Raw genomic sequence first — 23,896 nt, 5'->3', positions numbered from 1 at the left:
CCCATGACTTTCGTTTCGAAGACGCCCTTCGTCCTGGCGCTTGCCCTGATGGCATCCCCGGTCTTGGCCGATCAGGTTCCCGGCGCGGCGGCGGCGCCCGCCATCCCGATCAGCGGCCAGGATCGGTTCTATTCGGCCGACCAGTTCTCCAACACCGTCTCGGTGGTCGATCCCTCGACCAACAGCCTTCTGGGCGTGATCTCCCTCGGCGAGCCGACCCCGGCCAACCTCAGCCCGCTCTACAGGGGTCAGCTGCTGGTCCACGGCATCGGCGCGGCGCCGGACGGCAAGACGATCGCCGTGGTCTCGATCGGGTCGAACTCGGTCAGCTTCATCGACACGGCCACCAACGTCGTCAAACACACCACCTATGTCGGACGCTCTCCGCACGAGGCCTTCTTCACGCCTGACGGCAAAGAGGTCTGGGTCACGGTGCGGGGCGAGGCCTATATTTCGGTGCTGGACGCCGCGACCTATCAGGAAACCGCCCGGGTCGAGACGCCCAACGGGCCAGGCATGACCATCTTCTCGCCGGACGGCCGTTACGCCTACATCTGCTCCAGCTTCAGCCCCGAGACAGTCGTGGTCGAGACCGCGACCCGTCAGATCGTCGGTCGGGTGGCCCAGGCCAGTCCGTTCTGCCCAGACATCGCCGCCACGCCCGATGGGAACCAGGTCTGGATGACGCTGAAGGACGTGGGCAAGACGATGGTGTTCGACGCCCGTCCGCCGTTCGCCGTGCTTCAGACGCTCGACACCGGCCCGCTGACCAATCACGTCAACATCGTGCGAAATCGGGATGGTCAGTTCGCCTATGTCACGGTGGGGACCGAGAACGTTGTCAAGGTTTTCCGCACCGACACCTTCGACCCCGTGACCGCGATCGCGGTGGGGTCCCTGCCGCACGGTCTGTGGCCCTCCGGCGACGGCTCGCGGATCTACGTCGGACTGGAGAATGGCGACGGCGTGGCGGTCATCGACACCCTGGCCAATCGCGTGATCGCCACCGTGCCGGTAGGTCAGGGACCGCAGGGCGTCACCTATGTGCCGCGTGCGGTCACCGAGGGTGACGGCAGGGCCAACCTCATGCCCCTGGGCACCGCTCGCGCCTCGCATCAACTCGTTCTGACAGGCGAGGACGACGCCCGGTCGCAGGCGACCCTGTTCGAGCAGGGGCAGGTGCAGATGCTGCAGATCGCCGCCGCAGGCCTCGAACCCGGCAAGCCCTATGTCCTCGCCTTCGCCGAGACGGCGGACGGATCGGGGACGCTGCAGCCTCTGGCGAAGTTTATGACCAATCCGGCCGGGTCCGCGGTCGTCAATGCCGTGGGCCCGATCCGTCAGGTGGTCGCCGCCGACGCCGGCGCACCCCGCCGTTGGCTGGTCATCGCCTCGGGAACGCCCGAGGCGATCGGCCCGGTCGTCCAGAGACAGTCGGAATAGGACCGGCCGCCATGCGTATCGACAAGTTCGTGCATAGCTGCCTGCGCCTGACGATCGGCCAGGAGCGACTGCTCTTCGATCCGGGCAAGTTCTCGTTCGTCGACGGACGGGTCGATCCCGCTGTCTTTTCGGACGTCTCGACGATCGTCCTGACGCACGGCCATCCGGATCACATCGACCCTGATGCGTTGGGCAGGATCGTGCATGCGAGTGGCGCAACGCTCGTCGGCAACGGCGAGGTCGCCAACAAGCTCAGCGAGAAGGGCCTGTCGGTCACGGTCTTCGAAGAGGGTGAACGGATCTTCGGCGCGTTCCGACTGCAGGCTCAGGCGGTCGCGCATGAGCCCATCCTGTCGGACGAGAGCACGCAACTGACCGCCTTCCTTGTCAACGACGTTTTCCTCAACCCGGGCGACAGTTTCGACAGCCGTCTGGATCGATTCGTCGGCGTGGAGGTGCTGGCCCTTCCGGTGATGGCGCCCTTTCTGACCGAGCTCACCGCCCATGCCTTCGCCAAGCGGATGAAGCCGAAATCTGTCGTGCCGGTCCATGACGGCTACGCGCGCGACTATTTCCTCAAGCAGCGTTACGACGTCTACGAGCCCTATCTGGACAAAGTCGGGATTAAGCTGCACCGGCCGATGACGCCCGGAGACGGGTTTGAGGTCGCCGACCAATGACGATTGACGCAGCCTGAGTCTCCATCGGCTTCGCCTGACCACGCAGATTTATCTTGGTCAGTTGCACATGGGATGTCGCCTTCCTGGCGCGAGTTCAACTTCCGCTTCTGGCGCATTAGAGCCCAGCGCTTGGACCGCCGGCGGATACCTCACTCGTCCACCGGCTGATCAGGATCCGGAATGTACCGGATGATCCGATCGCCCATGTAGACCAGGACGGCACCCACCATGAAACCCACCGCGATCTGATGGTCCATAAATCTGGCTCCCATCAGCGCCAAGACCCCGATCATTACGAAGGCCACGCCCGCATAGCTGAAGTTTCGCGCCCACATGGTGATCCATATCGCTTGTTGATGAGGGGCCAAACGCATGCGCAACCTTTCACTTTCGGGGGGACGATTGGGGTATGATGGGAGCGCGAAGAGAGATTTTCGCGGCCATGGCCAGCGCTTCCCTTGAAAGGGGCAAACCAAGCGGTGGGTCCCCACGGCCTAGGCGCTCCGCCAAGGACGTAACGGCCAACTGGAAAATCTCACGCGTAGTGAGGCTCTGACCGGCGAGGGTCTTCAGGAAGGCGTACTGGAAGCCCGTGACTTCGAACTGGATGCCATAAATCCGGCCGTGCCCGCGCTCGGTTCTAAGATAACCGGACAGTGGCTCGTCCCGATCTATCATCGCTAAGGGGCATGCAAATAGGTTGTCGGCCAGCACACCGGAGAGCAAGACCTGCTCAGCAACATCTAGCCTCGCCGCTTGCGATCTCAGTTCGTCCCAAGCCGCCCGCGATATCGTCGCATTCACGGTCCGCCTCATGCGCCGCGGTGGAGGCCAGGTAAGATCTCTCCGCTCCAAGTGCGCCAGAAGGCGGCCCGCGGCCTCCAGTCGTCGCCGGACTGTCGCCTGGAGGTCAGGGTCGTGCATGCTCGAACGTTCCTGTTCCAGCCGGGCAACGACGTCCGCGTCAGCGACGATCGCAACGGGGACGTCTGACAATGAGAATGGTGGGGCGATCCCCGGTGCACCGATCATGAATGCTACTTAACGTCTGTCGACGTAAAGTCATCACCTCTCGACCACTGGCGGGATGGCAGCGGGTGAAGCGAGTAATTTACGGGACGTCCTGGCGCGAAACGTCCGCATTCTTCGTCAGGAAAGAAAGCTAAGTCAGGAGCAGCTCGCAGATGCTTCAGGGCTCCATCGGACCTATGTGGGATCGATCGAACGTAGCGAACGGAACGTTTCGCTGGACAGCTTGAACGCCTTGGCCACCGGCCTTTCTACCGAGGTCTGGAGCTTGCTTCAGCCAAAGCGAGACTAGAAGTCGCTACCGATTGGAATCCGGCTCTTCGACGGGTGCAATCCGGACGATTTCGGCTTCTGGAAGCGCGCCTAGTTCCTTCAAGTCTTGAAGGGCCCCGCTGTATTCAGCGAAGTACTCTCTCCAAGCCTTCATCCCGCCAACCCTCCCTATGGCAAGGATTGCGGCTCGATGGCCTGCTACGAGGAGATCCCGCTGACGCTTTAACGTTTGCACCTCCGCCTGGGCCGCTGCGAGACGTTCGGCCAGAAGGGAAGGGGAACTTTTCGAGAATTTGGCAGCGACCTGTCTTACTGCCTTTTGACGACCTTGAGCCGCCTCGACGGCTGCACGCAGGTCGAGCCTTCGAGTGAAGGTACTGGCGTGAGCAAACCAACCTTCGGAGCGCTCCGCGACCCCTCGGAAGGTGACGTCGATGTCCTGTTCGACCATGGTCTGGAGCAAGTGTTCCAGAAACTCTTGCTCAGACCTAGCGGGCACGACCGACCTCCGCATGGAGACTTGACCCTTCGGGAAACACGGGCGGCCCAGGCGCCTGCGCAAGGGCGGCCTTCACGCCGGCCAGCCTCTCTTCGGCATGGGCAAGTTGAGTGATGTAGTTCGGAGCCTTGCTCGGCTTCGTCCTGAGCCGCTCGATGTGGATCTCGTATCTCCGGCTGAGGTCGGTCAGGTTCTTTTGTTCCTCTGGGGCATCCGTTCGAACAAGATGGCTGCACCGGTTGAAGCACTCGAGGTGTTTCACGCAGGGGCTAGCCGCGAAGCTGTTCAGGCAGAACCCATACGGTGTGAAGTGAAGAGCGCCCGCCTCGGCGTTTAGAAACTCAAAGGCCGCTTCATCACCCTCTTCCCGCTGAATGCGCTGAAACGTGCTCACGACCGGACCTGTGATCCTGCCGCCCCGGATCAAGTCGAAGGCCTCGCGGGCCTTCGGACCAAGCATCGTTTTGGCCAAACGCGCCTTTTCAGGCTCCATCTCCTCGAGATGCTCGGCCAACTTTCTGTGGTCGTAGACGTAGCTCTGATCTGTATCTTTCCGGTTGAACCTTTTCGAAATAACGGTGTCGGCGACCCCGCGGCTGAACAACTCCGTATTTTGCAGATGTCGAAGTGAGTGCGGATTGATTTTGTGGCCACGTTCATCATCCGAGTCGCCATACCGCTGGAATAACCGTCCGCCTCCAATCCCGCCAAGCTGCTGCTCAAGGTCTGCGGTCGAAGCGTATTGGACCGAGAAGTACCGCTCGATGTCGATGATTGCGTCATGCTTTGCTTCGGCGACGGCGCGACCGGGATAAAGGAACAGGCGATCCTCAAGCCCAATCTTGCCCCGGTCGGAACGGCTCAGGCGCAGTTCCGGAAGTTTGGTCGGAAGGGCCTCACGGATGTATTCTTCGAGTTCTCCGACGCGTACGAAAGGAGTCCGCCCCGCCAATCGCTCTCGCTTCTCGAGGAGGAATTCAGAGCCCTCACTGTCTCTCAGTAGGCTTCGGCCTTGGCGATCGATCTCGACCCTGCGGAAGTAGTCCCGCACCCTTGGGCTAACAGAAGACGACACCAACGCCCGAGCTTGGTGCTGACGGATCGCATTCAGAGCAACCACGTCATAGGCCTCGCGGTATGCGTCCTTGAGCGACTGGGGGATCTCGCTGACAGTCACCTGCATCATCCCGGACGCCCGCGTGTACGCCTCAGTCCAAGAGATCAAAGCCTCAGGTTGAAGGTCTGGGAACAGCGAACCGGTCGCCCGCTGAGCCATGGCCAGTCGCCGTAGCGGCTCTGTTGCCCTGAGGACCGTTGAAACGGTCGACATTACGGTTGGGACGAGGAGGGGAGGGACGTGCTGGATTGCTTCCACCAGCTCGAACCCGCGGCCTGCAGGCATTTGCTTTTCGGCATAGTGCCTCAGCATGACGATCGGGGTCAGAGGGCCGAACAGGCGCGGATTGGTAGGAGCCGGCTGCTCAACTATGAGGCAGTTGCTCGGAAGAGAAACGAGTTCTCCGACACGGAAACCGGTCGCGAGGAGAATCCGCGCCTGATGAAAGCGGATCAGGTCGCTGAACGTGTGAGGACTGGCGCTGAACACGATGCGGATAAGCTCTGCCAAAGCAGCTTCGTTCGGAAGCTTCTCGGCATAATGAACTTGGCTCAGGTCGCTTCGAAGGGCGTCAGGTCGCTTGCTGTCGACCTGTCGACGAAGGGTAGTTTCGATCCTCTTCTCTCGCTCGAGCGCCAAGGTATTGCTCGGATCAGGAGTGCAGTATTGAGCAAGCGGCCGCTGATCGGCAATTCCGGTTCCGTCTAACCAGTTTGCGATCAGCGCCTTCAGTGTGCTGGCGCGCTTCGCAGATGGACTGGCAATCAAGGCTGCATTGTAAGCAGCCGAGACAATGCTCGCGGAGAGTAAGGGCGGTGGGGTGTCTCCGGCGCATATCGCGAGGATTCGGAGCGAGTCTGAGATATTGTTCGTAAAGTTGGCTGGGGTCCGTCCCTTCACGAACAGGTCATGGAGCGCCGTGGCTTTGAAAAAGCTGATCCATGCCGGCGTCATGACGCCCGAACAATCGCGCCCAGTGACAGAACCCACCGCTGCAACCGCCGCATAGTTTGCGGCAAACGTCGAGATCAACTTTCGGGAACGCTCGACCTTTCCGGCAGCGGTGCCGAGATCCCACCAATGCGTTTTGGGAATGGCTCCGGTGTGAGGATCGTACGGTGCGTCCCACGACAAGCCATGGCGTCCCGCGAGGACCTTTCCGTCCTCAATGAACTGGTCGAAGGCGGACGTCATTCGCTTGATCCTCCCATCTCGGAAAGGACGCTGCCGACAGCTTCAAGAGTGACGCGCAGCTGCATCATTGCGGGCGATACGCGGTCGATGCGCGATGGCTGGTCGAAGGAGCGCACCACATGCCGCAGATCCGAAAGGACCTGCTGGTGGATCGAACTGTCGGAGACCGGCAAAAACTTGTGGCAGGTGTAGCAACTGAGGACAGGGTTCCGTGTGCAGAGCGACTGGCCGGCCGTGCACGCCCCTACGCCGGACACTGGAATGCCATGAGGGATTCCCGCGATCTGCTGATCGGGAGGCCTTCCGAGAAGGTCAGCGAGGGTTATCAAGTCGCCGCGCATGGCCGCAGCGATGGATTGGTAGGTGGGAGACTCACCCAGCGCCGCGTTCACCAGCATGTTTTGGGCGGGCGAACTTTCGATGTAATGGTCAGCGGCAGTCGTGTCGGTGTGACTGAGATAAGCCGAAACCTCTTCCCGAGACGCTCCACTGTCCGCGAGACGTTGCGCGCCTGTGTGCCGGAACATGCCCGTGGCATAGGGGGTACCGGTGACACGCTTTGATAAAGCACTGACTATTCCAGTAATCTCGCTGGGGACCATCTGGAAGAACTTGTCTCCGGACTTTGATTTCAGTCCCTCGGACCAGCAACAGAACAAGGGAGTCCACTCAGCTTGCATCCTGCGATTGACGCGACTGCCGACCTTCTGCGACCGCTGCTTGATAATAGTTGGACGAATATGGACTGTGTTTGCGTCCAGGATGCGGACGTCACTTACGTCGAGCATCGCAATCTGCTTTGATCGCAATCCGTGCTGATAGGCCACAGCGAGAATTGCCCCATCTCGCGCAGCTTCCGAAGAACATCGTCCCGACGCTGCAAGTCCGCTGAGTTCATCGAGGTATGAGACAATCTTCGACCTAGCCTCGTGGGGCAGGATCGACGACCGATCTCTGACGCCTGCATACTTCCGATAGGCGTGGCCGGGCAGGGCGCGGACGAGGGCGGCGTCTGCGCTTCGCCACTGCCCCACCTCCCAGCGGCAGAGCCAATGGAGTAGGTGCCGGAACGCGAGTGCTTGATGACGGCTGAGTTGTTCAACGGCCTGCATGGTCCACCAGGACCGAAAATCGAGAGGGCTCTGCTGTATCGCGTTGACGACCCCCTCATAAAGGCAGTCCGTGGGCGACGCGACCCAGCAGCGCCAATAGTTCGCAGCTGTCGCGGTGGCGTTGCCCACGAGCGTCTCAGCAAGCACACGTTTAACGACACTGCGGACCGGTTCCGGAATGCAATCAAACCCGAAGCAATCTACCTTGCCATTTCGGTGAATATTCCATGTGTCCTCATGGAGGTTATCCAGCCGCCGGTCGACCCGATCAAAATCATCATAGTAACGGATGATACTGGGAAGGGGCGGCAGCTGCGGAGGAGGGCGCGCGCTTGCGAAGAGTGACAGCTGCTCATTCATCAGCAGAGTCCAGCGCGAAGAGCGGTCAAGCTCCTCTCAAAGGTCTCGTCCCAGACCTTGCTATGGCGAGGGGCGAAATATGCGCCAGCATAGTGGAAAGGCATGTCCGATGACCGCTTCCAGCCGAAGAATGGTCGAAGCCTGTGGAGCGCCTCATCCAACTCCATACCGGCGTCCATGAAGCGCTGAATTCGAATGACCGCCGAGGTGTGCCGGAAATCATGCGGCGAAACTTTGAAGATGCCTTCGTGCTGGAGTGCCGCAAGCGCCTGCGGGGACATGTGGCGCGTAGCGACATCTATGAGGTTACCCAACGAGCTCAGGGCTAGCGGATGGCCCTCAGCCGAGGAGAACAGAAAGGCGTGATCTACATCAGGTCGGAACTGGCTCACGTATGTATCGATTGCGACTGCCAAGACTTGCGGAACGGGCAACTGACGAACAGCATGCCGGTTCTTCAAAGCTGGCTTTCTGGACCGCCTGTCGACGTTCTGATCGGCAGTAGAGACATCAAGCCAATGACGCACCTCGCCCACGCTGGGATCGAATTGCTGCTTCAGGGAATCCACCGTGAGACTCAAAGCCTCGCCGCGGCGCAGACCCAGCTGTACAAGTACGAGAAAGATCACGAAATTTCGCCACCGACTGGACAGCGTTCTGAAGGGGTTGCGGAGAGAAGTTGGATCGAAGATTTCGTAGAGATCTTCAACTGCCAGCCAAGGCAACGAACGGCCCGGGTTGGAGGGTCGCCTGGGGCGGACGCGAAGCTGGGCAAAGCGCTGGCGCATGACCCGCAGACGCTGCTTCATCGTAGGATCATCAATACCAACCAAGTTCTCGAGGATGGAAAACGTGAAGCGGCAGGCGAGCTGCCAGTGCCGGAGATCTTGATCGGCCTGTCGGGCCAGCAGGCAACTCGAGAGAACGCGTTCGATCTCCGAGAAATCTGGCGCTAGCAATACAGCGTCCAAGTCGACGCTTGGGACCATCGAGGCCGCTTGCCGGTACAGACTATTCGCAGCGCTGGCGTATCGGTCACGTGTTGGTGGAGTGAGATGGCCGTTCAGCACGTCGATCCATATCGTCGAGCAGTATCGAGGTATGCCGCGATGATCGGCACAGAATGGGCCCGTGAGAGGCTCGGGAAGATTGGGGTGCATTGGGGTGCATCGACAGAAAGACACGCTGGTAGATAGCCGGCGTGTCCCGTAAGGCAGAGCTTGAATCAAGTGAAAAGCGGTGGGTGACGACCGCTCAAAGCCCCGCTGCTGCGCGTTTTGATAGCTGCGCCGCGCGGCTTTGAGCTCCAGCGGATATCAGACCTGCAACACTTTCGAACTTGGGCGGCCTTCATATAATATATCTTAGGCGATAAAGCGAATGCGTCGCTCAAGGCCGCAAACGGCTCTCCTGAGCCTGGCGTTGAATGGTCACTGGCGTACCTGCCGGTTTGGGCTGCTGTGTCAGGCCGATGCCCTTGAGCCACAGCTTCAGCGCCTCCCAATGGATCGCCGCGACCACCTTGAACGTCATCAGCGGGATCGCTGCTGTCGCAGCGGCGATGCTGCGATCCTCCAGGCGTTTCCGCCTAGCCGTCATAGCGGCCGTGATCAGCATGCCTTCGGCATCTAGCGCATCGATCGTCATGTCGAGGCGATCGCCCGGCGTATGACCACGGAACTGGTAATCCATCTCCATGCCCATAAATGGCGACACATAGAGCGCCTTGGCCGCGCCCTGGCGAATAACGCCTGCGGCCTGATCTTCGATCGGGATCGGAATGACATAGGAGTGGCGGATGCCGAAGGTGCTGGTCACCTCGTACACCATGGCGGCCAACCGTCCGTCGGGCCAATGGCAATAGTAGATGCTGATCGGGTTGAAAACGTATCCGAGGACGCGTGGCATGGTTAACAGGCGGACAGTTCCGCCCTTTAAGTCGATGCCGGCTTGAGCCATCCACGTATCCACCTGAGGACGCAGCGCGCCAGAACCGTCTCCGTAATCCTTGTCATGAAAGGACAACAGATTGAATCGATTGCGCGAAAACAGGCGCAGGCGCGCGTCCACATCATCGATTTCCGACAGGTCGAGCAGGAGCCAGAAGACGCGATAGTTCAGCTTATGGATCTTGGGGCGAAGGCGTCGGTGCATGACCCGGCCGCGATAAAGGGCCGAGCTGAGTGTCACGCGGCACGTTCCAGTTGTGCGCCCATAGGCGTCGTCAAATGAATGCGCCCGCTTTCGTTCGCGACGGACCAAGGGCGACGCACGCCGCCGAGTTGTTCGGCGACGGCGAGGCCGGATTGCAGGCCATCCTCGTGGAAGCCCGCGCCGAAGTGGGCCCCGCAGAACCAGACGCCCCCCTGCCCTTGCAGGCTCCACAACTGCTTTTGAGCCTGTATGGCGGCGGGATCGAAGATGGGGTGCTCGTACAGTTCGCTGCGTAAAATCGTGTCGGCCCGCGGCGGACGTTTCGGGTTGAGCGTCACGAAAAGGTCGTCGCCCGGCAGACCTTGCAGGCGGTTCATCCAATAGGTGACGCAGAGGCCGTCGTCCGCGCCGATATAATTCCAGCTGGCCCAGGCGCGACGACGATGCGGCATCAGGCTGGCGTCGGTATGCAGGACGGTCAGATTTCGGCTGTACCGGAAAGCGCCGAGCAGCGCCTTCTCCCGCGCCGTCGGTTCGGCCAGCATCGCCAGAGCCTGATCGGCATGGGACCCAATCACAACCTGGTCGTAGCGCTCGATTCCGCCTTGGCTGTCGTGAACGAAGACGCCTTGATCGCTACGCCGCACGGAAGTGACGCCGTGGTCCAGCCGAATGTCTTGGATGGCACGAGCGAGATGTTCGACATAGACGCGGCTGCCACCCTCGACGGTGCGCCACAGCGGCCGCCCCACCAGTTTCAGCAGGCCGTGATTGCCGCAGAAACGGATGAAGGACTCGGCCGGATAGTCCATCAGCGTATGCGCCGGCGATGACCAGATCGCGGCGGCCATAGGCAACAGGTGATCGTCGCGGAACGCCTCGCTGAACCCTTCCCGCTTTAGATAGTCACCGAGCGTCAGCGAGGAATCGGACATCGCAGCCAAATCCTTTGGCGCGTCGCGATAAAAGCGCAGGATTTCGCTCAGCATCGACCAGAAACGAGGACGCAGGGCGTTGCGACGCTGAGCAAACAAGCCTGGCGCGGCATATTCGAACTGTCCGTCATCCAGTGAGACAGCGAACGACATATCCGTCGCGCGTGTCGGGATCCCCAAATGCTCGAACAGGGCGATCAGATTGGGATAGGTCGCGTCATTGAAGCAGATGAAGCCAGTGTCGACCGCAATGTCGCCGGAAGGCACGCTGGCCATCACCGTATTCGAATGCCCGCCCAGGCGGTCGCCCTTTTCGTAAAGCGTCACGTCATGGCGTTTCGACAGAAGCCAGGCCGAAGACAGCGCGGCGACGCCAGATCCGACCACAGCGATCTTTTGACGTTCGGCAGAGGGCGTCGCGGACGACAGAGGCATGAAAACTCCGAAAGATACGCCGCAGCGCAATCGCTAGGGCATGAACGGATTACGGGTCGCCGTCATGTTCGGATCGCGATTGATCCAGACATTTCCGCTGAGCGTACTAGTGTTCATGCATGCCGAGCCGTTATCCTTCGCATCAACGCCATGTCGGTCAAACCGCGTGAAGGCGCTCGACAGCTTGCCTGATCCGCTGCTCCACGATCGTCTGATCGAACAGATCGCCTTGAGGCGAGATCGTGAGGCGTTCGCTGCGCTCTTCGTCTACTTTGCTCCCCGGCTGAAGGCCTGGCTGATCAAGTCGGGCGCGACGCCCGGCGCGGCCGAAGACTTCGCGCAGGACGCCATGCTGACCGTGTGGCGCAAGGCCGATCTGTTTGATTCGTCAAAGGCGCGCGCCGCCACGTGGATTTTCACCATCGCTCGCAACCGTCGGCTGGACATGCTGCGCCGTGACGCGCGGCCATTGCCAACGCCCGAAATCGAGCTGGCGGGGGACGACGTCCGCCGGCCCGATGAACTGCTGTCGATGTCTCAAGACGCGGATCGCGTGCGCGACGCTCTGGCGCGGCTCAGCGCCGACCATGTCGAGGTTCTGCGTCTGGCCTTCTTCATGGACAACTCTCATTCCGAGATCGCCACACATCTCGGCCTGCCGCTCGGCACCGTCAAATCCCGTATTCGTAACGCCATGACCAAGCTTCGTTTGATCCTCGCGCCGTCTGAAGAGGCCGCGCGATGAAACCTCAGCGCAATCCGTCCGAGGAACGTTTGCTGGCCTATGCGGCCGGCACGCTCAGCCCGCCCGAGGCTGTGGTGATGGCGGCGCATCTGGCGATGCGGCCGGCCAATGACGCCTGGGTGCGCGACCTGCAATCCGTCGGCGGCGAGTTCTTGAACGAGACGCTCCCCTCCCCCTTGTCGAATGATGCGCTCGCCTTGGCGATGGCGCGGATCGAGACGGATGCCGGCAAGGCCAGACACAGCCCGCCGTTGAACGACATGCCCGAGCTGCCCGAGCCGTTGCGACGCTATGCGCTTGGCCCATGGCGCTGGGTCGGGCCCGGCATGCGCGTGCGCGACGTCCATGCGCCGCGGGATGGGGATTGCCGTGTCATTCTGCTGAAGATTGAATCGGGTCGTGAGACGCCAAAACATACGCATGGCGGCGTCGAGCTGACCTGTGTCATCTCCGGCGCGTATGCGACCGAAACCGAGCGTTTCGACGTCGGCGATTTCGAAGAGGCGGATCCGGAGGTGCTGCACCAACCCCGTGTCGTGTCAGACGAGCCGTGTCTGTGCGTCGTCGCGCTTGACGGTCAGATTCAGCTGGATGGGTGGGTCGGCAAGCTGATCCAGCCCTTTGTTCGCCTGTGATGGCTCTCGCGACCATTTGGGGTGTCGCCGCCCTGTTTCTTGTCGTCGTCATGTCTACGGCGTGGCTGGTCCAGAAACGAACGGGCCAAGGCGGGTGGGCGGACGCTTTCTGGTCGCTCGGACTGGGAGCAGCCGGCGTCGGCGTCGCGCTGTTTCCGATCGACGGCGCCGCTCCGTCATTGCGCCAGTATCTCGCAGCCCTGCTGATTGGCCTTTGGGGGTTGCGGCTGGGGTCCCACATCGCTTTTCGCGCCGCCCACGAGGAGCTCGAAGATGCTCGCTACGCGCGTCTGCGAGAGGACTGGGGCGCTGGCTTTCAGATCAAGATGTTCGGCTTCCTGATGCTGCAAGCTGGAGCCGCCGCCTTCCTGGCGCTCAGCGTGATGGCGGCGGCGCGCAACCCGGCGCCGGGCCTGACGCTTCAGGATGCCGTGGCGACACTGATCTTTGTCGGGGCCCTGGTTGGAGAAGCCGTTTCCGATCGCCAGCTGGCGGCCTTCAAACGCAATCCGGGCAATAAGGGTGGCGTCTGCGATGTCGGTCTGTGGGCCTGGTCACGCCACCCCAACTATTTCTTCGAATGGGTGAGTTGGTGCGCTTGGCCGGTGTTCGCCGTCAATCTGAGCGGTGAATGGCCGTGGGGTTGGCTGGCGCTGACCGGGCCGGCCTATATGTACTGGCTCCTGACCCAGGTGTCCGGCGTGCCCTTGCTGGAACAACATATGCGACGGTCGCGACCCAAGGCGTTCGAGGCCTATGCCGCCCGCACCAGCGCCTTCTTCCCTCGCCCACCCCGTCGTTGAGGCGATCTTAGTCCTTCTGAGCTGACCCCAGATGCGTTTCGCCCCGCTCGCGGGCTATCTGCATCTGCCTGTGACGCTCGGCATATCGCTGCCGCTGGACCGCGTCGCGGGCGTCGTGACAGCGCTCGCAGCATACGCCTTCGACATAATGCGGCGAAGCCCGACCGGCCTCGTCCACGGGCAGACGACATCCCCGACACAAGGAGTGGGGACCTTGGCTCAGGCCGTGCCCGACCGAGACGCGTTCGTCGAAAACGAAACACAACCCACGCCATAGGCTCTGATCCTCATCCACTGTCTCAAGATAGCGGAGGATGCCGCCCTCCAGATGGTGGACGTTTTCCACACCCTCAGCCTTCAGGAAGGCGGTCGACTTTTCACATCGAATGCCGCCGGTGCAGTACATGGCCACGCGCTTGGCGCCAGTCCGCTCAATCAGGGCGCGACCTTCGCTCCGGAACCAGTCGGGAAAATCGCGAAAGCTGCGAGTATTGGGTTGAACGGCCCGCTCGAACGCGCCGATCTCGCCCTCATAGTCGTTGCGCGTATCGATCACCAAGGTCTCGGGATCGGCGATCAGGGCGTTCCAGTCCGTGGGCGCAACGTAGACGCCTGCCTGATTCGCAGGGTCAAGATTCGGCTGTCCCATGGTGACGATCTCGCGTTTGACGCGCACCTTCATCCGGTGAAACGGCAGGGCGTCGGTCCAGGCGTATTTGAGTTCGAGCGTCTCGAAGCCTGGCATGGCGTGGATCCTGGACAGCACCGCTGCGATGGCCGCCTCTGATCCGGCGATGGTGCCGTTCAGACCTTCCGGCGCGACGAGTAGGGTCCCTCTCACCTGCCCAGCGTCGCAGACCGCCTGAAGCGTCTGGCGTACGGCTTCGGGGTCGGCCACCGGCGCGAACCGGTAGAGTGCGGCGACACGGACGGCTTGATCGGACGAGGTCTGATGGTCGGTCATGGATCAGCCCCTCGAAGGCGCCGGAGGTGGCGCGCCCAGCAGGACTCGAACCTGCAACATCCCGCTTAGAAGGCGGGTGCTCTATCCGGTTGAGCTATGGGCGCTCTGGCAAGACGTCAGGCGTCAGTGCGTCCAGGACTGCTTGCGGTTGGTGGCGAAATTGTCGGCATAGGCCTTGATGATCACCGGCGGATCGTTCGGCTCGTGCAGACGGAAGGCGATGCCGTGACGTTCGGCGTATTCGATCGCCTCTTCCTTCGATTCGAAGCTCAGACGAACCTGGCCGTTCATGTCGGTGGAGCTGGTCCAGCCCATCAGTGGATCGATGGTGCGCGCCGACGCCGGTTCGAATTCCAGCCGCCAGTCGCGGCTCTTGGCCTTGCCCGACTGCATCGCAGTTTTGGCCGGGCGGTAGATGCGAGCCAACATGGCGAAATCCTCAGTGACGGCGGGGTCTGTGACCCTGCCATAACGCGCGCCGGACATATGATCCAGCGGCCTTCCGTTGGTCGGGGCGAGAGGATTCGAACCTCCGACCCTCTGGTCCCAAACCAGATGCGCTACCAGGCTGCGCTACACCCCGGACCGAACGGAGCGCTCTATTGGCACTTCGCGACGCGATCCGCAATCAAGGCTTGAAATAAGGATGTAAAACTTTGTCGCCGGGCTTGGCGTTGATTTCGGCCGCCCGCCCTGCCCGCAGTTCCAACACGCCGTTGGCGGCGCCATTGGAAGGGATCGGCGCCTCGGAGAACGGCGTGGCGTGCGAGGCGATGGAGACGATCCGGCCTTGCGGATCGATGTACAGAATGTCCAGCGAACTCGGCGTGTTGCGCATCCAGAAGCTTTGCTCGCGCGGCGCTTCGCCCGGCCACTGAAACAGCATGCCGCGGTCGGCCTCGAGCGGCGGACGGAACATCAGCCCCCGTTGACGTTCGGGCTCTTCATCGGCGATTTCGACCCAGAACTGATGCTCGCCCGACGTGGTCACGACGGCCAGCTTCTGCAGCGGCTCGCCATTGGGGCCGACCGGCGCCTTGGCCGCGCATCCGGCGAGCGCGAGCATGATAAGCCCGGCCATTGCAAAACGTCTCGTCGCCTTGATCATACGCCTCTCCTGGGCGCTGGATCAGTCGCCCGTTCTGATGTCCGCCACCACCAGACCTTTGGGCCCGTTGGCGAATCGCACCCGCACCGCATCGCCAGGAATCAGATCATCCAGGCCGCAGCGACGCAGGGTTTCGATGTGGACGAAGATATCGCCCGGCTCGCGATCACGCACGACGAATCCGTAGCCCTTGGTGCGATTGAACCATTTGACCAGAGCGGTCTCCAACTGTTCGTCACTTTCGGCGACCGGCCGTGGCGGCGGCGAAGTCACAGGGCGACGCACGGCCGGCGTCGCTTCGCCCTCGCCCAGGTCATGGATCTCGATCGTCTGCCAACCCTTGGCGCGCTTGACGCAGTCGCAGGTGATGGTCGCGCCTTCATCGGCCGCGTCACGGCCGAGATCGCGCAGGCTGCTGATATGCAGCAGGACGTCTCTCGTTTCGGTCAGGGTCGGATCGTCAGGGACGATAAACCCATAGCCCTTGACGGCGTCGAACCACTTCACGCGCCCAGTGACGCGAACGGTCTGCGCCGTTTCCGTCTCTCTAAAGTCAGACACTCAAAAACCCCCGCCCGCGCCTCCAGCGGACTCGTTTTATATTTAACACCGTTCCGCGAAATTTTGAAAAGCGGAAAATGCGCGTCTATGCAGAAGCTTGCGTTTTGTGGGAGTGCAGACGCGCGTCGTGGACGCCGGCGAATGACCGCCTGTTTCGTCTGCAATTTTGATTAGGCTGTTTCTCGGGAGCCTCAAAAGGCTCAACCATGGTCCTGCCCGCGTGGCAGTCCCTAGGGGAGTCGAACCCCTCTTTTCAGGTTGAAAACCTGACGTCCTAACCGATAGACGAAGGGACCGCTGCGCGGGAGAGCCGGCGATATAGCCGCGCCCTCGGAGCGGTGCAAGCGTGGATTTTCAGTTTTTTGAAGCCGTCGTCAGATCATTCGAGGATCGGCGACATCCTCGATATCGAACTGCACGCCCTTGCGGCCATTCCAGTCGTCAGCCTTCAGCCGGCCCACGACGCTCAGCCCGCCCTGCCCCGACAGCAAGGCTTGGCCCGTCGGCAGATCGGCGCAGCGCCAGGCGATGGCCTTGACCGACGCGCCATCCGGACCGACCAGCCGGCACCGCACATGACCGCCATTCATGGCGACGGGTTCGCGGGCTTGAACGCCGCTCAGGGCGAAGCTGGGTTCCGGGTTGGCAGGGCCGAATGGGGCCAGACGCTCGAACGATTCGAACAGATCGAGCGTCGCCGCCGCCGGGTCGATCAGGGCGTCGATCTCAAGCACGTCCTGTGCGACAGCCTCGATCCTTTCACTGGCCAGTCTTTCGTTCAGGAAGGCGGTCAGCTCGGACACGCGCGCACCGTCCATCGTCAGGCCTGCCGCCATGGCATGACCGCCGCCAGCGAGAAGGATACCACTCTCCCAGGCCGCCTGGATCGCGCGTCCCAGGTTCATGCCTGGCTGTGACCGGCCCGAGCCCTTTCCAAGACCGGTTACGGGATCGACGCCGATGACGATCACTGGCTTGCGCCAGCGCTCGCGCAAACGGCCGGCGACGATGCCGACGACGCCGGGGTGCCAGTCCTCGCCCGCGACCACGACGACGGCGCTTTCGTCGGCATGGGCGCCGGTCGCCTCGACCCGACGAACGGCGGCGTCGGTGACGGCCCGCTCGACATCGCGGCGCGAGAGATTCAGTGCATCGAGTTCGATCGCCAGGGCCTCCGCCTCGGCCGGGTCGTCCGTCGACAGCAGCCGTGCGCCCAGATCGGAGCGACCGATGCGTCCTCCCGCATTGATGCGCGGCCCCAGGATGAAACCCGCATGATTGCTCTTGGCCGGTCCCGCTTCGGCGCCGGCCGCCGCCAGCAGCGCGCGCAGACCCGGATTACGCCAGTCGCTCATGACCTTGAGACCAAGGCCGGTCAGCGCGCGATTGAAGCCGGTCAGACCGGTCACGTCGCAGATCGCGCCCAGGGCCGCCAGATCCAGCCACTGACGAATGTCCGGCTCGGGCCTCTCGGCGAACAGGCCCCGACGCCGCCCCTCCCGGTTCAGCGCCGCCAGAAGCACGAACACGACGCCCGCCGCCGCCAGATTTCCTTGACCCGAATTGCAGCCCGGCCGGTTCGGGTTGACGACCGCCAACGCCGTCGGCGGCTCGCTGCGCATCAGGTGGTGATCGATCACGACAACGTTCAAGGCGATGGCGGCCGCATGGGCCAGGGCTTCGTTCGCCGCCGCCCCGCAATCCACCGTGATGACCAGATCGGCGCCCGACGCCTTCAGCGTATCGAAGGCCTTGGCGCTGGGGCCGTAACCTTCGGTCATCCGGTCCGGAACATAGATGGAAAGCGTATGCCCCATCGCCCGGAACCAACGCACCAGCAGCGCCGCGCTTGAGGCGCCGTCCACATCGTAGTCGGCGAACACATGAATGTTCGCCTTGGCCTGAAGCGCATTCAGGATCGCATCGGCCGCTGCGTCCATATCCATAAAGCTGGACGGGTCGGGAAACAGGGCGCGCAGGGTCGGGGCGAGGAAATCTCGGCCCTGGTCGGCGCGAACGCCCCGCGAGGCCAAGGCCCGGGCCAGCGGTTCTTCCAGGTTCAGGGTTTGCATGTGCGCGCGCGTCGTTGCGGCGTCGGCCTGACGTTGACGCCAGGAGCGCCCGGACAGGGACCGAGACACGCCGAGGAATGCGTTCAGTGTCTTTGCGCCGCCGTCGTCGTCTGCCATCAGCGTATTATCGCGGGATTCTGCATCCCGCGCGACCGGTCATCGCGTCGGGCGGCGGTCGAGCGGCGGCGGAGCCTTGGCCTTGTCACGCAGGCTTTGGGCGAAGGCCTCGATATCCGCCTGGGTTCGGACGGCGTCGGGCGACACCGGAACAGCGTTCACGGCCGCGCGTGTTTCGGCGGCGAGCGCCTCGGCGTCGCCGAGCGTCCAGTCGATGCGTGCGATCTCGCTGGTCAGCGTCGCGCTGTCGCCCTGGAGACGATGCACATTCGAAGCGACCTGAGTGACCGGCGGCAGATCGGTCGGCGCTGCCGGAAAGTCCTCCCAGCGCGGATAGCGCCGATTGGCGTCGACCAGCTCTTGGATACGTGGCGCAAGCGGCGAGACAGCCTCCGTCTTGGAGGCGGATGCGCCGATACAGCCGCTCAGTGGCGTCGCGATCACGGCTGCGGCGATCAGGATCATCTTTTTCGAGTGCGACGCGTTCATTTCCTTGATGGTCTTATGCCATCATCGCGGTGCGCGGAAGGGTAGATGAACCACCCTCTGGCGCAGGATGCGCGAAGGACGATCATGGCCAAGACCCCCAGAACGCCGACAGACGCCCCCGACCGCCCCGCACGCAAGGCCGGACGTCCGACGTCCGCCAGACCTCGCCCGCCTCGTCAGCCCAAATCGAAACCTGCCGAAACGCGGGAAGCGGCCGCCCAAGCCCATTCCGAACCGACTCCCGAGGCGATCGCTGCGACGCCCAACCAAGCCGAGCTGATCGAAACCCTGTCGATGAATCTGGCCAAGGCGGCCATGATGGCCCAGAGCGCGATCGCCGAGGCGGCGCTGACCCAGGCCGATCGGCCGGCCGCCCTTTCCGCCGATCCCTTCAACGTCGCGCCAGCCATGACGTCAGTCATGACCAGCCTGGCCGCCCAGCCCGACAAGATGATTCAGGCCCAGGCCGACCTGTTTGGCCGCTATATGCAGCTCTGGTCATCGACGGCGCGTCAGGCGGCCGGCGAGGCGCCCGATCCCGCCCCGGTCGACAAGCGGTTCAAGGACCCGGCTTGGTCCGAAAACCCCATGTTCGACATGATGCGGCGATCCTATCTGCTGACGTCGGACTGGATGAACGGCCTGATCGCCGGGGTCGAGGACGTCGATCCGACTCTCAAACGTCGAGCGCAATTCTTCACCCGCCTGCTGACAGACGCCTTCTCGCCGTCGAACTTTTTGGCCTCCAACCCCGTCGCGCTGAAAGCCTTGGCGGAGACCAGCGGCGAATCGCTGGTGAAGGGCATGCAGAACTTCGCCGCTGATCTGGAACGTGGCGGCGGATCGCTGCGCATCAGCCAGGCCGACTACGGCAAGTTCGTCGTCGGCGAGAACGTCGCCACCGCGCCGGGCCAGGTCGTGTGGCGCGATGAGCTGTTCGAACTGATCCAGTACGCGCCGACGACCGAAACCCAGCACGAATTCCCGCTGCTTATCTTCCCGCCCTGGATCAACAAATTCTACATCATGGACCTGCAGCCGGCGAACTCGCTGATCCGCTGGCTGTCGGCTCAGGGCTTCATGGTCTTCGTCTGTTCCTGGGTCAATCCGGACAAGGACAAGGCCGGCTTCGGCTTCGACGACTATCTGGAAAAGGGCATCTATCGCGCGGTCGAGAAGACGCTGGAACAGACGGGCACGAAGCAGCTGAACGCCGTGGGATATTGCATCGGCGGCACCCTGCTTGGCGCTGGTCTGGCGCATATGGCGGCCAAGGGCGACAAGCGCATCGCCGCCGCCACCTTCTTCGCCGCTCAACATGACTTCGCAGAGGCCGGCGACCTGCTGCTATTCACCGACGAACACTGGATCGCCGAGATCGAGCGTCAGATGGATGCGGCGGGCGGCGTCTTGCCGGGCGCAGCCATGGCCGAAACGTTCAACGCCCTGCGGTCCAACGACCTGATCTGGTCCTTCTTCATCAGCAACTATCTGCTGGGCAAGGATCCGCCCGCTTTCGACCTGCTGTTCTGGAACGCCGACCAGACGCGCATGCCCAAGGCGCTGCATCTGGACTATCTGCGTCAGATGTATGGGGCCAACGCCCTGGCCAAGGGGCAGTTCGAGATCGGCGGCCTGACGGCGGACCTGTCGAAGGTCGAGATCCCGCTCTATTTTCAGGCAAGCCGAGAGGATCACATCGCGCCGATGAACTCGGTCTATCGGTCCGCCAAACTGTTTGGGGGCAAGGATGTGACCTTTACCCTGGCCGGGTCGGGTCACATCGCCGGCGTCATCAACGCCCCCGCCGCAAAAAAGTATCAGCACTGGACCAACCCCGCCCTGCCCGCGACCTTAGCCGAGTGGCAGGCGGAAGCCGTCGAACATTCAGGCAGCTGGTGGGAGCATTGGTCGGTCTGGCTCGGCGCGCGTTCCGGCGCTCAAATCCCCGCCCGTAACCCCGCCAAGGGTCCGCTCAAGCCCATCGAGCCGGCGCCGGGCAGCTATGTGAAAGTGAAGTCTTGAACCGTCTCGAACCCAACGCCCTGCTCGCCTTCAGCACAGGTGTCGCCTTGATCCTGCTGATCATGACGGCCAGCCTGTTCGGAGAACCGGGCAATACGGTCAAATATGTGATCTCGGCTGTCATCTGCGCGGCCGCCTTTGTCCTGCTCAACGAACGGATGGCGCGCGCGATGAAAAGACCGGTCGCTCAGCCGCTGATCCACGTCAGCACGCCTGGCACGGCGGTGTGGGCCGGACTGTTTCCACTGATCGTCATCGCCATGGCCTGCGCTCCCGTATTCTTCGCCGGTCACGACTATGGTCTGCTGGTGATCATCGCCTCGGTCATCTTCGGCCTGACCGTCGATTCAGCCGTGCGCGCCCGTCGCGCTTAGGCCGACACGAACTTCAGCGCCACGCCGTTGTTGCAGTAGCGCAGTCCCGTCGGACGCGGACCGTCTTCGAACACATGCCCCTGGTGTCCCAGGCAGCGGGCGCAATGGTATTCTGTGCGTGGAATGCCGATGGCCAGGTCACGCTTCTTGCCGATATTGGCGGCGATGACGTCATAGAAGCTGGGCCAACCGGTGTGGGAATCGAACTTCCACTGCGATCGGAACAGCGGCAGATCGCAGCCCTTGCAGACGAACGCCCCGCGAGCGTGCTGATCGTTTAACGGGCTGGAATAGGGACGCTCCGTCCCCTCGTTCCGCATGACGCGCCAGGAGGCGTCGCCCAAGCGTCGTCGCCAATCCGCATCGGACACCCGACGATAGGGCGAGGCTGCGTACTGCCCCTCCCCGGCTTCGGACGTCTCAGGCGAACAGGCGGATAGGGCGAGCGCGCCGGCGCCCATCAGAAGGCCCCGGCGATGCAGGATCAGGGACTGGGTCATGTCCCTGATACGATGCACGCCGCCGAATGGTTTCAGACCTCAGATCAGACCGGTCGTCTCATCCAGGCCCAGCATGATATTCAGGTTCTGCACCGCCGCGCCCGACGCGCCCTTACCCAGATTGTCGAGCAAAGCGACCAGCCGCGCCTGCTCGCCATTGCGATCGCCGAAGACATGCAGACGCAGTCGGTTGGTGCCGTTCAGGCCTTCGGGCTCGATGCCGGTCATGGCCTCGGTTTCCTCCAGGTCGGCGACCTCGACGAAACGCTGGCCGTCATAGGCCTCGACCAGGGCGCCGTGCAGCCGTTCGACAGAAGGGGTTTCCGGCAGGGCCCCCAGATGCAGCGGAACCTCGACCAGCATGCCCTGGCGGTAGTTGCCGACCGCCGGCGTGAACAGCACGTCCCGGCTCAGACCTGTGTGTTTGGTCATTTCGGGCACATGCTTGTGTCTCAGCGTCAGGCCATAGGCGCGATAGGCGGTCGTAGCGCCCCCACTGTTTTCTCGGGCCGCCTCGAACTCGGCGATCATGGCCTTGCCGCCGCCGGAATAGCCCGACACCGCATTGACCGTGACCGGATAGTTAGCTGGAACCAGACCCGCCTTCACCAGCGGCCGCATCAAGCCGATGAAACCGGTCGGATAGCAACCGGGGTTTGACACGAACTGAGAGCGCGCGATCAGCGCACGCTGCCCGGCATCCATTTCAGGAAAGCCATAAGCCCAGCCCGGCGCGACCCGATAGGCGGTCGAGGCGTCGATCACCTTGACCGATGGGGTGTCGATCATGGACACGGCCTCTCGGGCCGCATCGTCGGGCAAACACAGGATAACCGCATCGGCGCCGTTCAGAGCCTCGCGCCGTGCATCCGCATCCCGACGTCTGTCGCCCAGCAACAGCAGATTCAAATCCGGGCGCGCTTCCAGCCGCTCGCGGATTTCCAGCCCCGTGGTGCCGGCCTCGCCGTCGATGAAGATGGTATGGGTCATTTGTCTCTCCCGTCCCTTCTCCGCTTAAGGAGCAAAGGCGCAAGAAAAAGGGCGCTCCGGGTCTCCCCGAAGCGCCCCAAATCCAAACCGCGTAAACGCGATTAGCGCTTCGAGAACTGGAAGCTGCGGCGAGCCTTGGCGCGGCCGTACTTCTTGCGCTCGACGACGCGGCTGTCGCGGGTCAGGAAGCCATGCGGCTTCAGGACCTTGCGCAGTTCCGGTTCGAAGTGCGTGAGGGCGTGCGACAGGCCGTGACGGATCGCGCCGGCCTGGCCCGACAGACCGGAACCTTCGACGGTGCAGATCACGTCATACTGGGTGGCGCGGTCCGAGACGGTCAGCGGCTGAGCGATCATCATGCGCAGCACGGGACGAGCGAAATACTGCTCCTGGTCCTTGCCGTTAATGGTGATCTTGCCGGTGCCGGGCTTCACCCAGACGCGAGCGATGGCGTTCTTGCGCTTGCCGGTCGAATAGGCGCGGCCTTGGGCGTCCAGCTTCTGGACATAGACGGGCGCGTCGTTCTCGACCGAAGAGCTCAGGCCCTTCAGGGCGTCGAAGCCGGTTGCGGTTTCGGTGTTGGTCACGTCGGTCATGCTCAGACGCTCCGGGTGTTCTTGGGCGACGCCGACTTGAAGTCGATCGTTTCCGGTTGCTGGGCTTCGTGGTCGTGCGCGGCGCCGGCGAACAGGCGCAGGTGCGTCATCTGCTTGCGGGCCAAGGGGCTTTCCTTGGGCAGCATGCGCTCGACAGCCTTTTCAAGCACGCGCTCGGGGAAGCGGCCGCCCAGAACCTTCTCAGGCGTGGTCGACTTGACGCCGCCCGGGTGACCGGTGTGGCGATAGTAGATCTTGTCGGTGTTCTTCTTGCCGGTGAACACCACCTTGTCGACGTTGGTGACGACGACATAGTCGCCGCAGTCGACGTGCGGAGTGTAGTCGCCGCGGTGCTTGCCGCGCAGACGGTTGGCGATGAAGGTCGCAAGGCGGCCCACCACGACGCCTTCGGCGTCGATGTGGATCCACTTCTTCTCGACCTCGGCCGGCTTCAACGAAGCCGTAGTGCTCTTCAGCATGAGGGGGTTCCTGGAGACGAAAATCGGGTCCGGCCCCCGAGGGAACCGAATGAAGGCGCGCTGATACAGGAGACGACTGGTCGCGTCAACGCACACGACAACGCCGCACTTGCCACAACGTATTGTTCAAACACAGTTTTTCAAATACGGTATTAAAATACCCGGCGTAACTGGTGTGACAAGCGTTACGGCGTAACATAAAACGTC

At 62.5% G+C, this 23,896-nt stretch carries 25 protein-coding genes and 3 tRNA genes; 8 read left to right on the top strand and 20 right to left on the bottom strand.

Translation table 11 applies throughout. The features are described from left to right. Positions 1–3: 3 nt before the first annotated feature. Positions 4–1,443: a YncE family protein gene (locus GGC30_RS00460; RefSeq protein WP_153921745.1), complete on the top strand. Its 1,440-nt coding sequence runs from the start codon at positions 4–6 to the stop codon at positions 1,441–1,443. Between the two features lie 11 nt (positions 1,444–1,454). Next, entirely contained in the window at positions 1,455–2,123 is a 669-nt protein-coding gene (locus tag GGC30_RS00455; RefSeq protein WP_153921737.1) for an MBL fold metallo-hydrolase, read from the top strand. 149 nt (positions 2,124–2,272) lie between these two features. On the opposite strand, the gene GGC30_RS00450 is transcribed toward GGC30_RS00455, so the two are convergent. Then, positions 2,273–2,497 carry a hypothetical protein gene (locus GGC30_RS00450; protein WP_153921733.1) on the bottom strand — a complete coding sequence of 75 codons (225 nt, stop codon included), beginning with the start codon at positions 2,495–2,497 and terminating at the stop codon, positions 2,273–2,275. Positions 2,498–3,210: 713 nt separating this feature from the next. Between GGC30_RS00450 and GGC30_RS00445 the strand changes: the two genes are divergently transcribed. After that, positions 3,211–3,444 carry a helix-turn-helix domain-containing protein gene (locus GGC30_RS00445; protein WP_153921730.1) on the top strand — a complete coding sequence of 78 codons (234 nt, stop codon included), beginning with the start codon at positions 3,211–3,213 and terminating at the stop codon, positions 3,442–3,444. Positions 3,445–3,450: 6 nt separating this feature from the next. Here GGC30_RS00445 and GGC30_RS00440 read toward each other — a convergent pair whose 3' ends face one another. From GGC30_RS00440 to GGC30_RS00415, 6 genes are all read right to left on the bottom strand, one after another. Beyond that, positions 3,451–3,888, bottom strand: a complete 438-nt coding sequence (locus GGC30_RS00440) for a hypothetical protein (protein ID WP_153921727.1) — start codon at positions 3,886–3,888, stop codon at positions 3,451–3,453. 25 nt (positions 3,889–3,913) lie between these two features. Then, positions 3,914–6,235, bottom strand: coding sequence for a hypothetical protein (locus GGC30_RS00435; protein WP_153921724.1), 2,322 nt, complete (start codon positions 6,233–6,235; stop codon positions 3,914–3,916). After that, positions 6,232–7,707: a site-specific integrase gene (locus GGC30_RS00430; protein WP_153921721.1), complete on the bottom strand. Its 1,476-nt coding sequence runs from the start codon at positions 7,705–7,707 to the stop codon at positions 6,232–6,234. The genes GGC30_RS00435 and GGC30_RS00430 overlap by 4 nt, the downstream gene beginning before the upstream one ends. Further along, positions 7,707–8,678 (bottom strand): site-specific integrase, encoded by a 972-nt coding sequence (locus GGC30_RS00425; protein WP_194943491.1) that lies wholly within the window; start codon positions 8,676–8,678, stop codon positions 7,707–7,709. The genes GGC30_RS00430 and GGC30_RS00425 overlap by 1 nt, the downstream gene beginning before the upstream one ends. 418 nt (positions 8,679–9,096) lie before the next feature. Next, complete coding sequence (locus GGC30_RS00420) at positions 9,097–9,897, bottom strand: DUF1365 domain-containing protein (RefSeq protein WP_370451800.1); 801 nt, start codon at positions 9,895–9,897, stop codon at positions 9,097–9,099. Continuing rightward, positions 9,894–11,231 (bottom strand): NAD(P)/FAD-dependent oxidoreductase, encoded by a 1,338-nt coding sequence (locus GGC30_RS00415; RefSeq protein ID WP_153921715.1) that lies wholly within the window; start codon positions 11,229–11,231, stop codon positions 9,894–9,896. The genes GGC30_RS00420 and GGC30_RS00415 overlap by 4 nt, the downstream gene beginning before the upstream one ends. Positions 11,232–11,310: 79 nt before the next feature. On the opposite strand from GGC30_RS00415, the gene GGC30_RS00410 reads away from it, so the two are divergent. From GGC30_RS00410 to GGC30_RS00400, 3 genes are read left to right on the top strand one after another with little or no spacing between them, the layout of a single operon-like run. Continuing rightward, positions 11,311–11,976 (top strand): sigma-70 family RNA polymerase sigma factor, encoded by a 666-nt coding sequence (locus tag GGC30_RS00410; protein WP_228763505.1) that lies wholly within the window; start codon positions 11,311–11,313, stop codon positions 11,974–11,976. After that, positions 11,973–12,611, top strand: coding sequence for a ChrR family anti-sigma-E factor (locus GGC30_RS00405; protein ID WP_066551554.1), 639 nt, complete (start codon positions 11,973–11,975; stop codon positions 12,609–12,611). Before GGC30_RS00410 ends, GGC30_RS00405 begins: the two co-directional genes overlap by 4 nt. Further along, the gene (locus tag GGC30_RS00400; RefSeq protein ID WP_153921712.1) at positions 12,611–13,414 is read left to right on the top strand and encodes a DUF1295 domain-containing protein; all 804 of its coding nucleotides are present in this window, start codon (positions 12,611–12,613) and stop codon (positions 13,412–13,414) included. The genes GGC30_RS00405 and GGC30_RS00400 overlap by 1 nt, the downstream gene beginning before the upstream one ends. 7 nt (positions 13,415–13,421) lie before the next feature. Here GGC30_RS00400 and GGC30_RS00395 read toward each other — a convergent pair whose 3' ends face one another. The 9 genes from GGC30_RS00395 to GGC30_RS00355 all read right to left on the bottom strand — a co-directional run bounded on the left by GGC30_RS00395 (position 13,422) and on the right by GGC30_RS00355 (position 18,725). Further along, positions 13,422–14,378, bottom strand: a complete 957-nt coding sequence (locus tag GGC30_RS00395; protein ID WP_153921709.1) for a rhodanese-related sulfurtransferase — start codon at positions 14,376–14,378, stop codon at positions 13,422–13,424. A gap of 27 nt (positions 14,379–14,405) precedes the next feature. Then, positions 14,406–14,482, bottom strand: a tRNA-Arg gene (locus GGC30_RS00390). Between the two features lie 19 nt (positions 14,483–14,501). Next, complete coding sequence (locus GGC30_RS00385) at positions 14,502–14,807, bottom strand: ETC complex I subunit (RefSeq protein WP_039245189.1); 306 nt, start codon at positions 14,805–14,807, stop codon at positions 14,502–14,504. Positions 14,808–14,884: 77 nt separating this feature from the next. Then, positions 14,885–14,961, bottom strand: a tRNA-Pro gene (locus GGC30_RS00380). 45 nt (positions 14,962–15,006) lie between these two features. Then, complete coding sequence (locus tag GGC30_RS00375; protein ID WP_052689615.1) at positions 15,007–15,486, bottom strand: DUF192 domain-containing protein; 480 nt, start codon at positions 15,484–15,486, stop codon at positions 15,007–15,009. Positions 15,487–15,507: 21 nt separating this feature from the next. Continuing rightward, complete coding sequence (locus GGC30_RS00370; RefSeq protein ID WP_045811719.1) at positions 15,508–16,047, bottom strand: cold-shock protein; 540 nt, start codon at positions 16,045–16,047, stop codon at positions 15,508–15,510. Positions 16,048–16,268: 221 nt separating this feature from the next. Further along, positions 16,269–16,343, bottom strand: a tRNA-Glu gene (locus GGC30_RS00365). 78 nt (positions 16,344–16,421) lie between these two features. Next, on the bottom strand, positions 16,422–18,236 hold the full coding sequence (gene recJ, locus GGC30_RS00360) for a single-stranded-DNA-specific exonuclease RecJ (RefSeq protein WP_153921703.1): 1,815 nt from the start codon (positions 18,234–18,236) through the stop codon (positions 16,422–16,424). A gap of 39 nt (positions 18,237–18,275) precedes the next feature. Then, on the bottom strand, positions 18,276–18,725 hold the full coding sequence (locus GGC30_RS00355) for a hypothetical protein (RefSeq protein ID WP_153921701.1): 450 nt from the start codon (positions 18,723–18,725) through the stop codon (positions 18,276–18,278). A gap of 84 nt (positions 18,726–18,809) precedes the next feature. Here GGC30_RS00355 and phaC point away from each other — a divergent pair, with 84 nt between their 5' ends. Both phaC and GGC30_RS00345 read left to right on the top strand, forming a co-directional pair. After that, a complete protein-coding gene (gene phaC, locus GGC30_RS00350; RefSeq protein WP_153921699.1) occupies positions 18,810–20,750 on the top strand; it encodes a class I poly(R)-hydroxyalkanoic acid synthase in 1,941 nt (646 codons plus the stop codon). Continuing rightward, a complete protein-coding gene (locus tag GGC30_RS00345) occupies positions 20,747–21,124 on the top strand; it encodes a hypothetical protein (RefSeq protein WP_153921696.1) in 378 nt (125 codons plus the stop codon). The genes phaC and GGC30_RS00345 overlap by 4 nt, the downstream gene beginning before the upstream one ends. Here the strand turns inward: GGC30_RS00345 and msrB are convergent. The 4 genes from msrB to rplM all read right to left on the bottom strand — a co-directional run bounded on the left by msrB (position 21,121) and on the right by rplM (position 23,689). Further along, the gene (gene msrB / locus GGC30_RS00340; RefSeq protein WP_153921693.1) at positions 21,121–21,624 is read right to left on the bottom strand and encodes a peptide-methionine (R)-S-oxide reductase MsrB; all 504 of its coding nucleotides are present in this window, start codon (positions 21,622–21,624) and stop codon (positions 21,121–21,123) included. The two genes, GGC30_RS00345 and msrB, sit on opposite strands and share 4 nt — an antisense overlap. A gap of 39 nt (positions 21,625–21,663) precedes the next feature. Continuing rightward, complete coding sequence (gene argC / locus GGC30_RS00335; RefSeq protein WP_153921690.1) at positions 21,664–22,614, bottom strand: N-acetyl-gamma-glutamyl-phosphate reductase; 951 nt, start codon at positions 22,612–22,614, stop codon at positions 21,664–21,666. Positions 22,615–22,715: 101 nt separating this feature from the next. Beyond that, the gene (rpsI, locus tag GGC30_RS00330) at positions 22,716–23,210 is read right to left on the bottom strand and encodes a 30S ribosomal protein S9 (RefSeq protein ID WP_017503896.1); all 495 of its coding nucleotides are present in this window, start codon (positions 23,208–23,210) and stop codon (positions 22,716–22,718) included. Positions 23,211–23,212: 2 nt separating this feature from the next. Beyond that, positions 23,213–23,689 carry a 50S ribosomal protein L13 gene (rplM, locus tag GGC30_RS00325; RefSeq protein WP_017503897.1) on the bottom strand — a complete coding sequence of 159 codons (477 nt, stop codon included), beginning with the start codon at positions 23,687–23,689 and terminating at the stop codon, positions 23,213–23,215. Positions 23,690–23,896: the final 207 nt, after the last annotated feature.

Source organism: Brevundimonas sp. SPF441, from assembly GCF_009661015.1.
In the GTDB taxonomy this organism is placed as follows: Bacteria; Pseudomonadota; Alphaproteobacteria; order Caulobacterales; family Caulobacteraceae; genus Brevundimonas; species Brevundimonas vesicularis.
The sequence above is the reverse complement of the archived record's forward strand: the minus strand, read 5'-3'. Positions and strand labels throughout refer to the sequence as shown.

Excerpts from the sequence above, each read along its gene's own strand:
- msrB (WP_153921693.1), bottom strand. The coding sequence starts at position 21,624 with ATGACCCAGTCCCTGATCCTGCATCGCCGGGGCCTTCTGATGGGCGCC.
- recJ (WP_153921703.1), bottom strand. The coding sequence starts at position 18,236 with ATGGCAGACGACGACGGCGGCGCAAAGACACTGAACGCATTCCTCGGC.
- GGC30_RS00445 (WP_153921730.1), top strand. The coding sequence starts at position 3,211 with ATGGCAGCGGGTGAAGCGAGTAATTTACGGGACGTCCTGGCGCGAAAC.
- GGC30_RS00455 (WP_153921737.1), top strand. The coding sequence starts at position 1,455 with ATGCGTATCGACAAGTTCGTGCATAGCTGCCTGCGCCTGACGATCGGC.
- GGC30_RS00450 (WP_153921733.1), bottom strand. The coding sequence starts at position 2,497 with ATGCGTTTGGCCCCTCATCAACAAGCGATATGGATCACCATGTGGGCG.
- GGC30_RS00415 (WP_153921715.1), bottom strand. The coding sequence starts at position 11,231 with ATGCCTCTGTCGTCCGCGACGCCCTCTGCCGAACGTCAAAAGATCGCT.
- GGC30_RS00460 (WP_153921745.1), top strand. The coding sequence starts at position 4 with ATGACTTTCGTTTCGAAGACGCCCTTCGTCCTGGCGCTTGCCCTGATG.
- GGC30_RS00435 (WP_153921724.1), bottom strand. The coding sequence starts at position 6,235 with ATGACGTCCGCCTTCGACCAGTTCATTGAGGACGGAAAGGTCCTCGCG.
- argC (WP_153921690.1), bottom strand. The coding sequence starts at position 22,614 with ATGACCCATACCATCTTCATCGACGGCGAGGCCGGCACCACGGGGCTG.
- GGC30_RS00405 (WP_066551554.1), top strand. The coding sequence starts at position 11,973 with ATGAAACCTCAGCGCAATCCGTCCGAGGAACGTTTGCTGGCCTATGCG.
- phaC (WP_153921699.1), top strand. The coding sequence starts at position 18,810 with ATGGCCAAGACCCCCAGAACGCCGACAGACGCCCCCGACCGCCCCGCA.
- rpsI (WP_017503896.1), bottom strand. The coding sequence starts at position 23,210 with ATGACCGACGTGACCAACACCGAAACCGCAACCGGCTTCGACGCCCTG.
- GGC30_RS00395 (WP_153921709.1), bottom strand. The coding sequence starts at position 14,378 with ATGACCGACCATCAGACCTCGTCCGATCAAGCCGTCCGTGTCGCCGCA.
- GGC30_RS00430 (WP_153921721.1), bottom strand. The coding sequence starts at position 7,707 with ATGAATGAGCAGCTGTCACTCTTCGCAAGCGCGCGCCCTCCTCCGCAG.
- GGC30_RS00400 (WP_153921712.1), top strand. The coding sequence starts at position 12,611 with ATGGCTCTCGCGACCATTTGGGGTGTCGCCGCCCTGTTTCTTGTCGTC.
- GGC30_RS00355 (WP_153921701.1), bottom strand. The coding sequence starts at position 18,725 with ATGAACGCGTCGCACTCGAAAAAGATGATCCTGATCGCCGCAGCCGTG.
- rplM (WP_017503897.1), bottom strand. The coding sequence starts at position 23,689 with ATGCTGAAGAGCACTACGGCTTCGTTGAAGCCGGCCGAGGTCGAGAAG.
- GGC30_RS00385 (WP_039245189.1), bottom strand. The coding sequence starts at position 14,807 with ATGTTGGCTCGCATCTACCGCCCGGCCAAAACTGCGATGCAGTCGGGC.
- GGC30_RS00375 (WP_052689615.1), bottom strand. The coding sequence starts at position 15,486 with ATGATCAAGGCGACGAGACGTTTTGCAATGGCCGGGCTTATCATGCTC.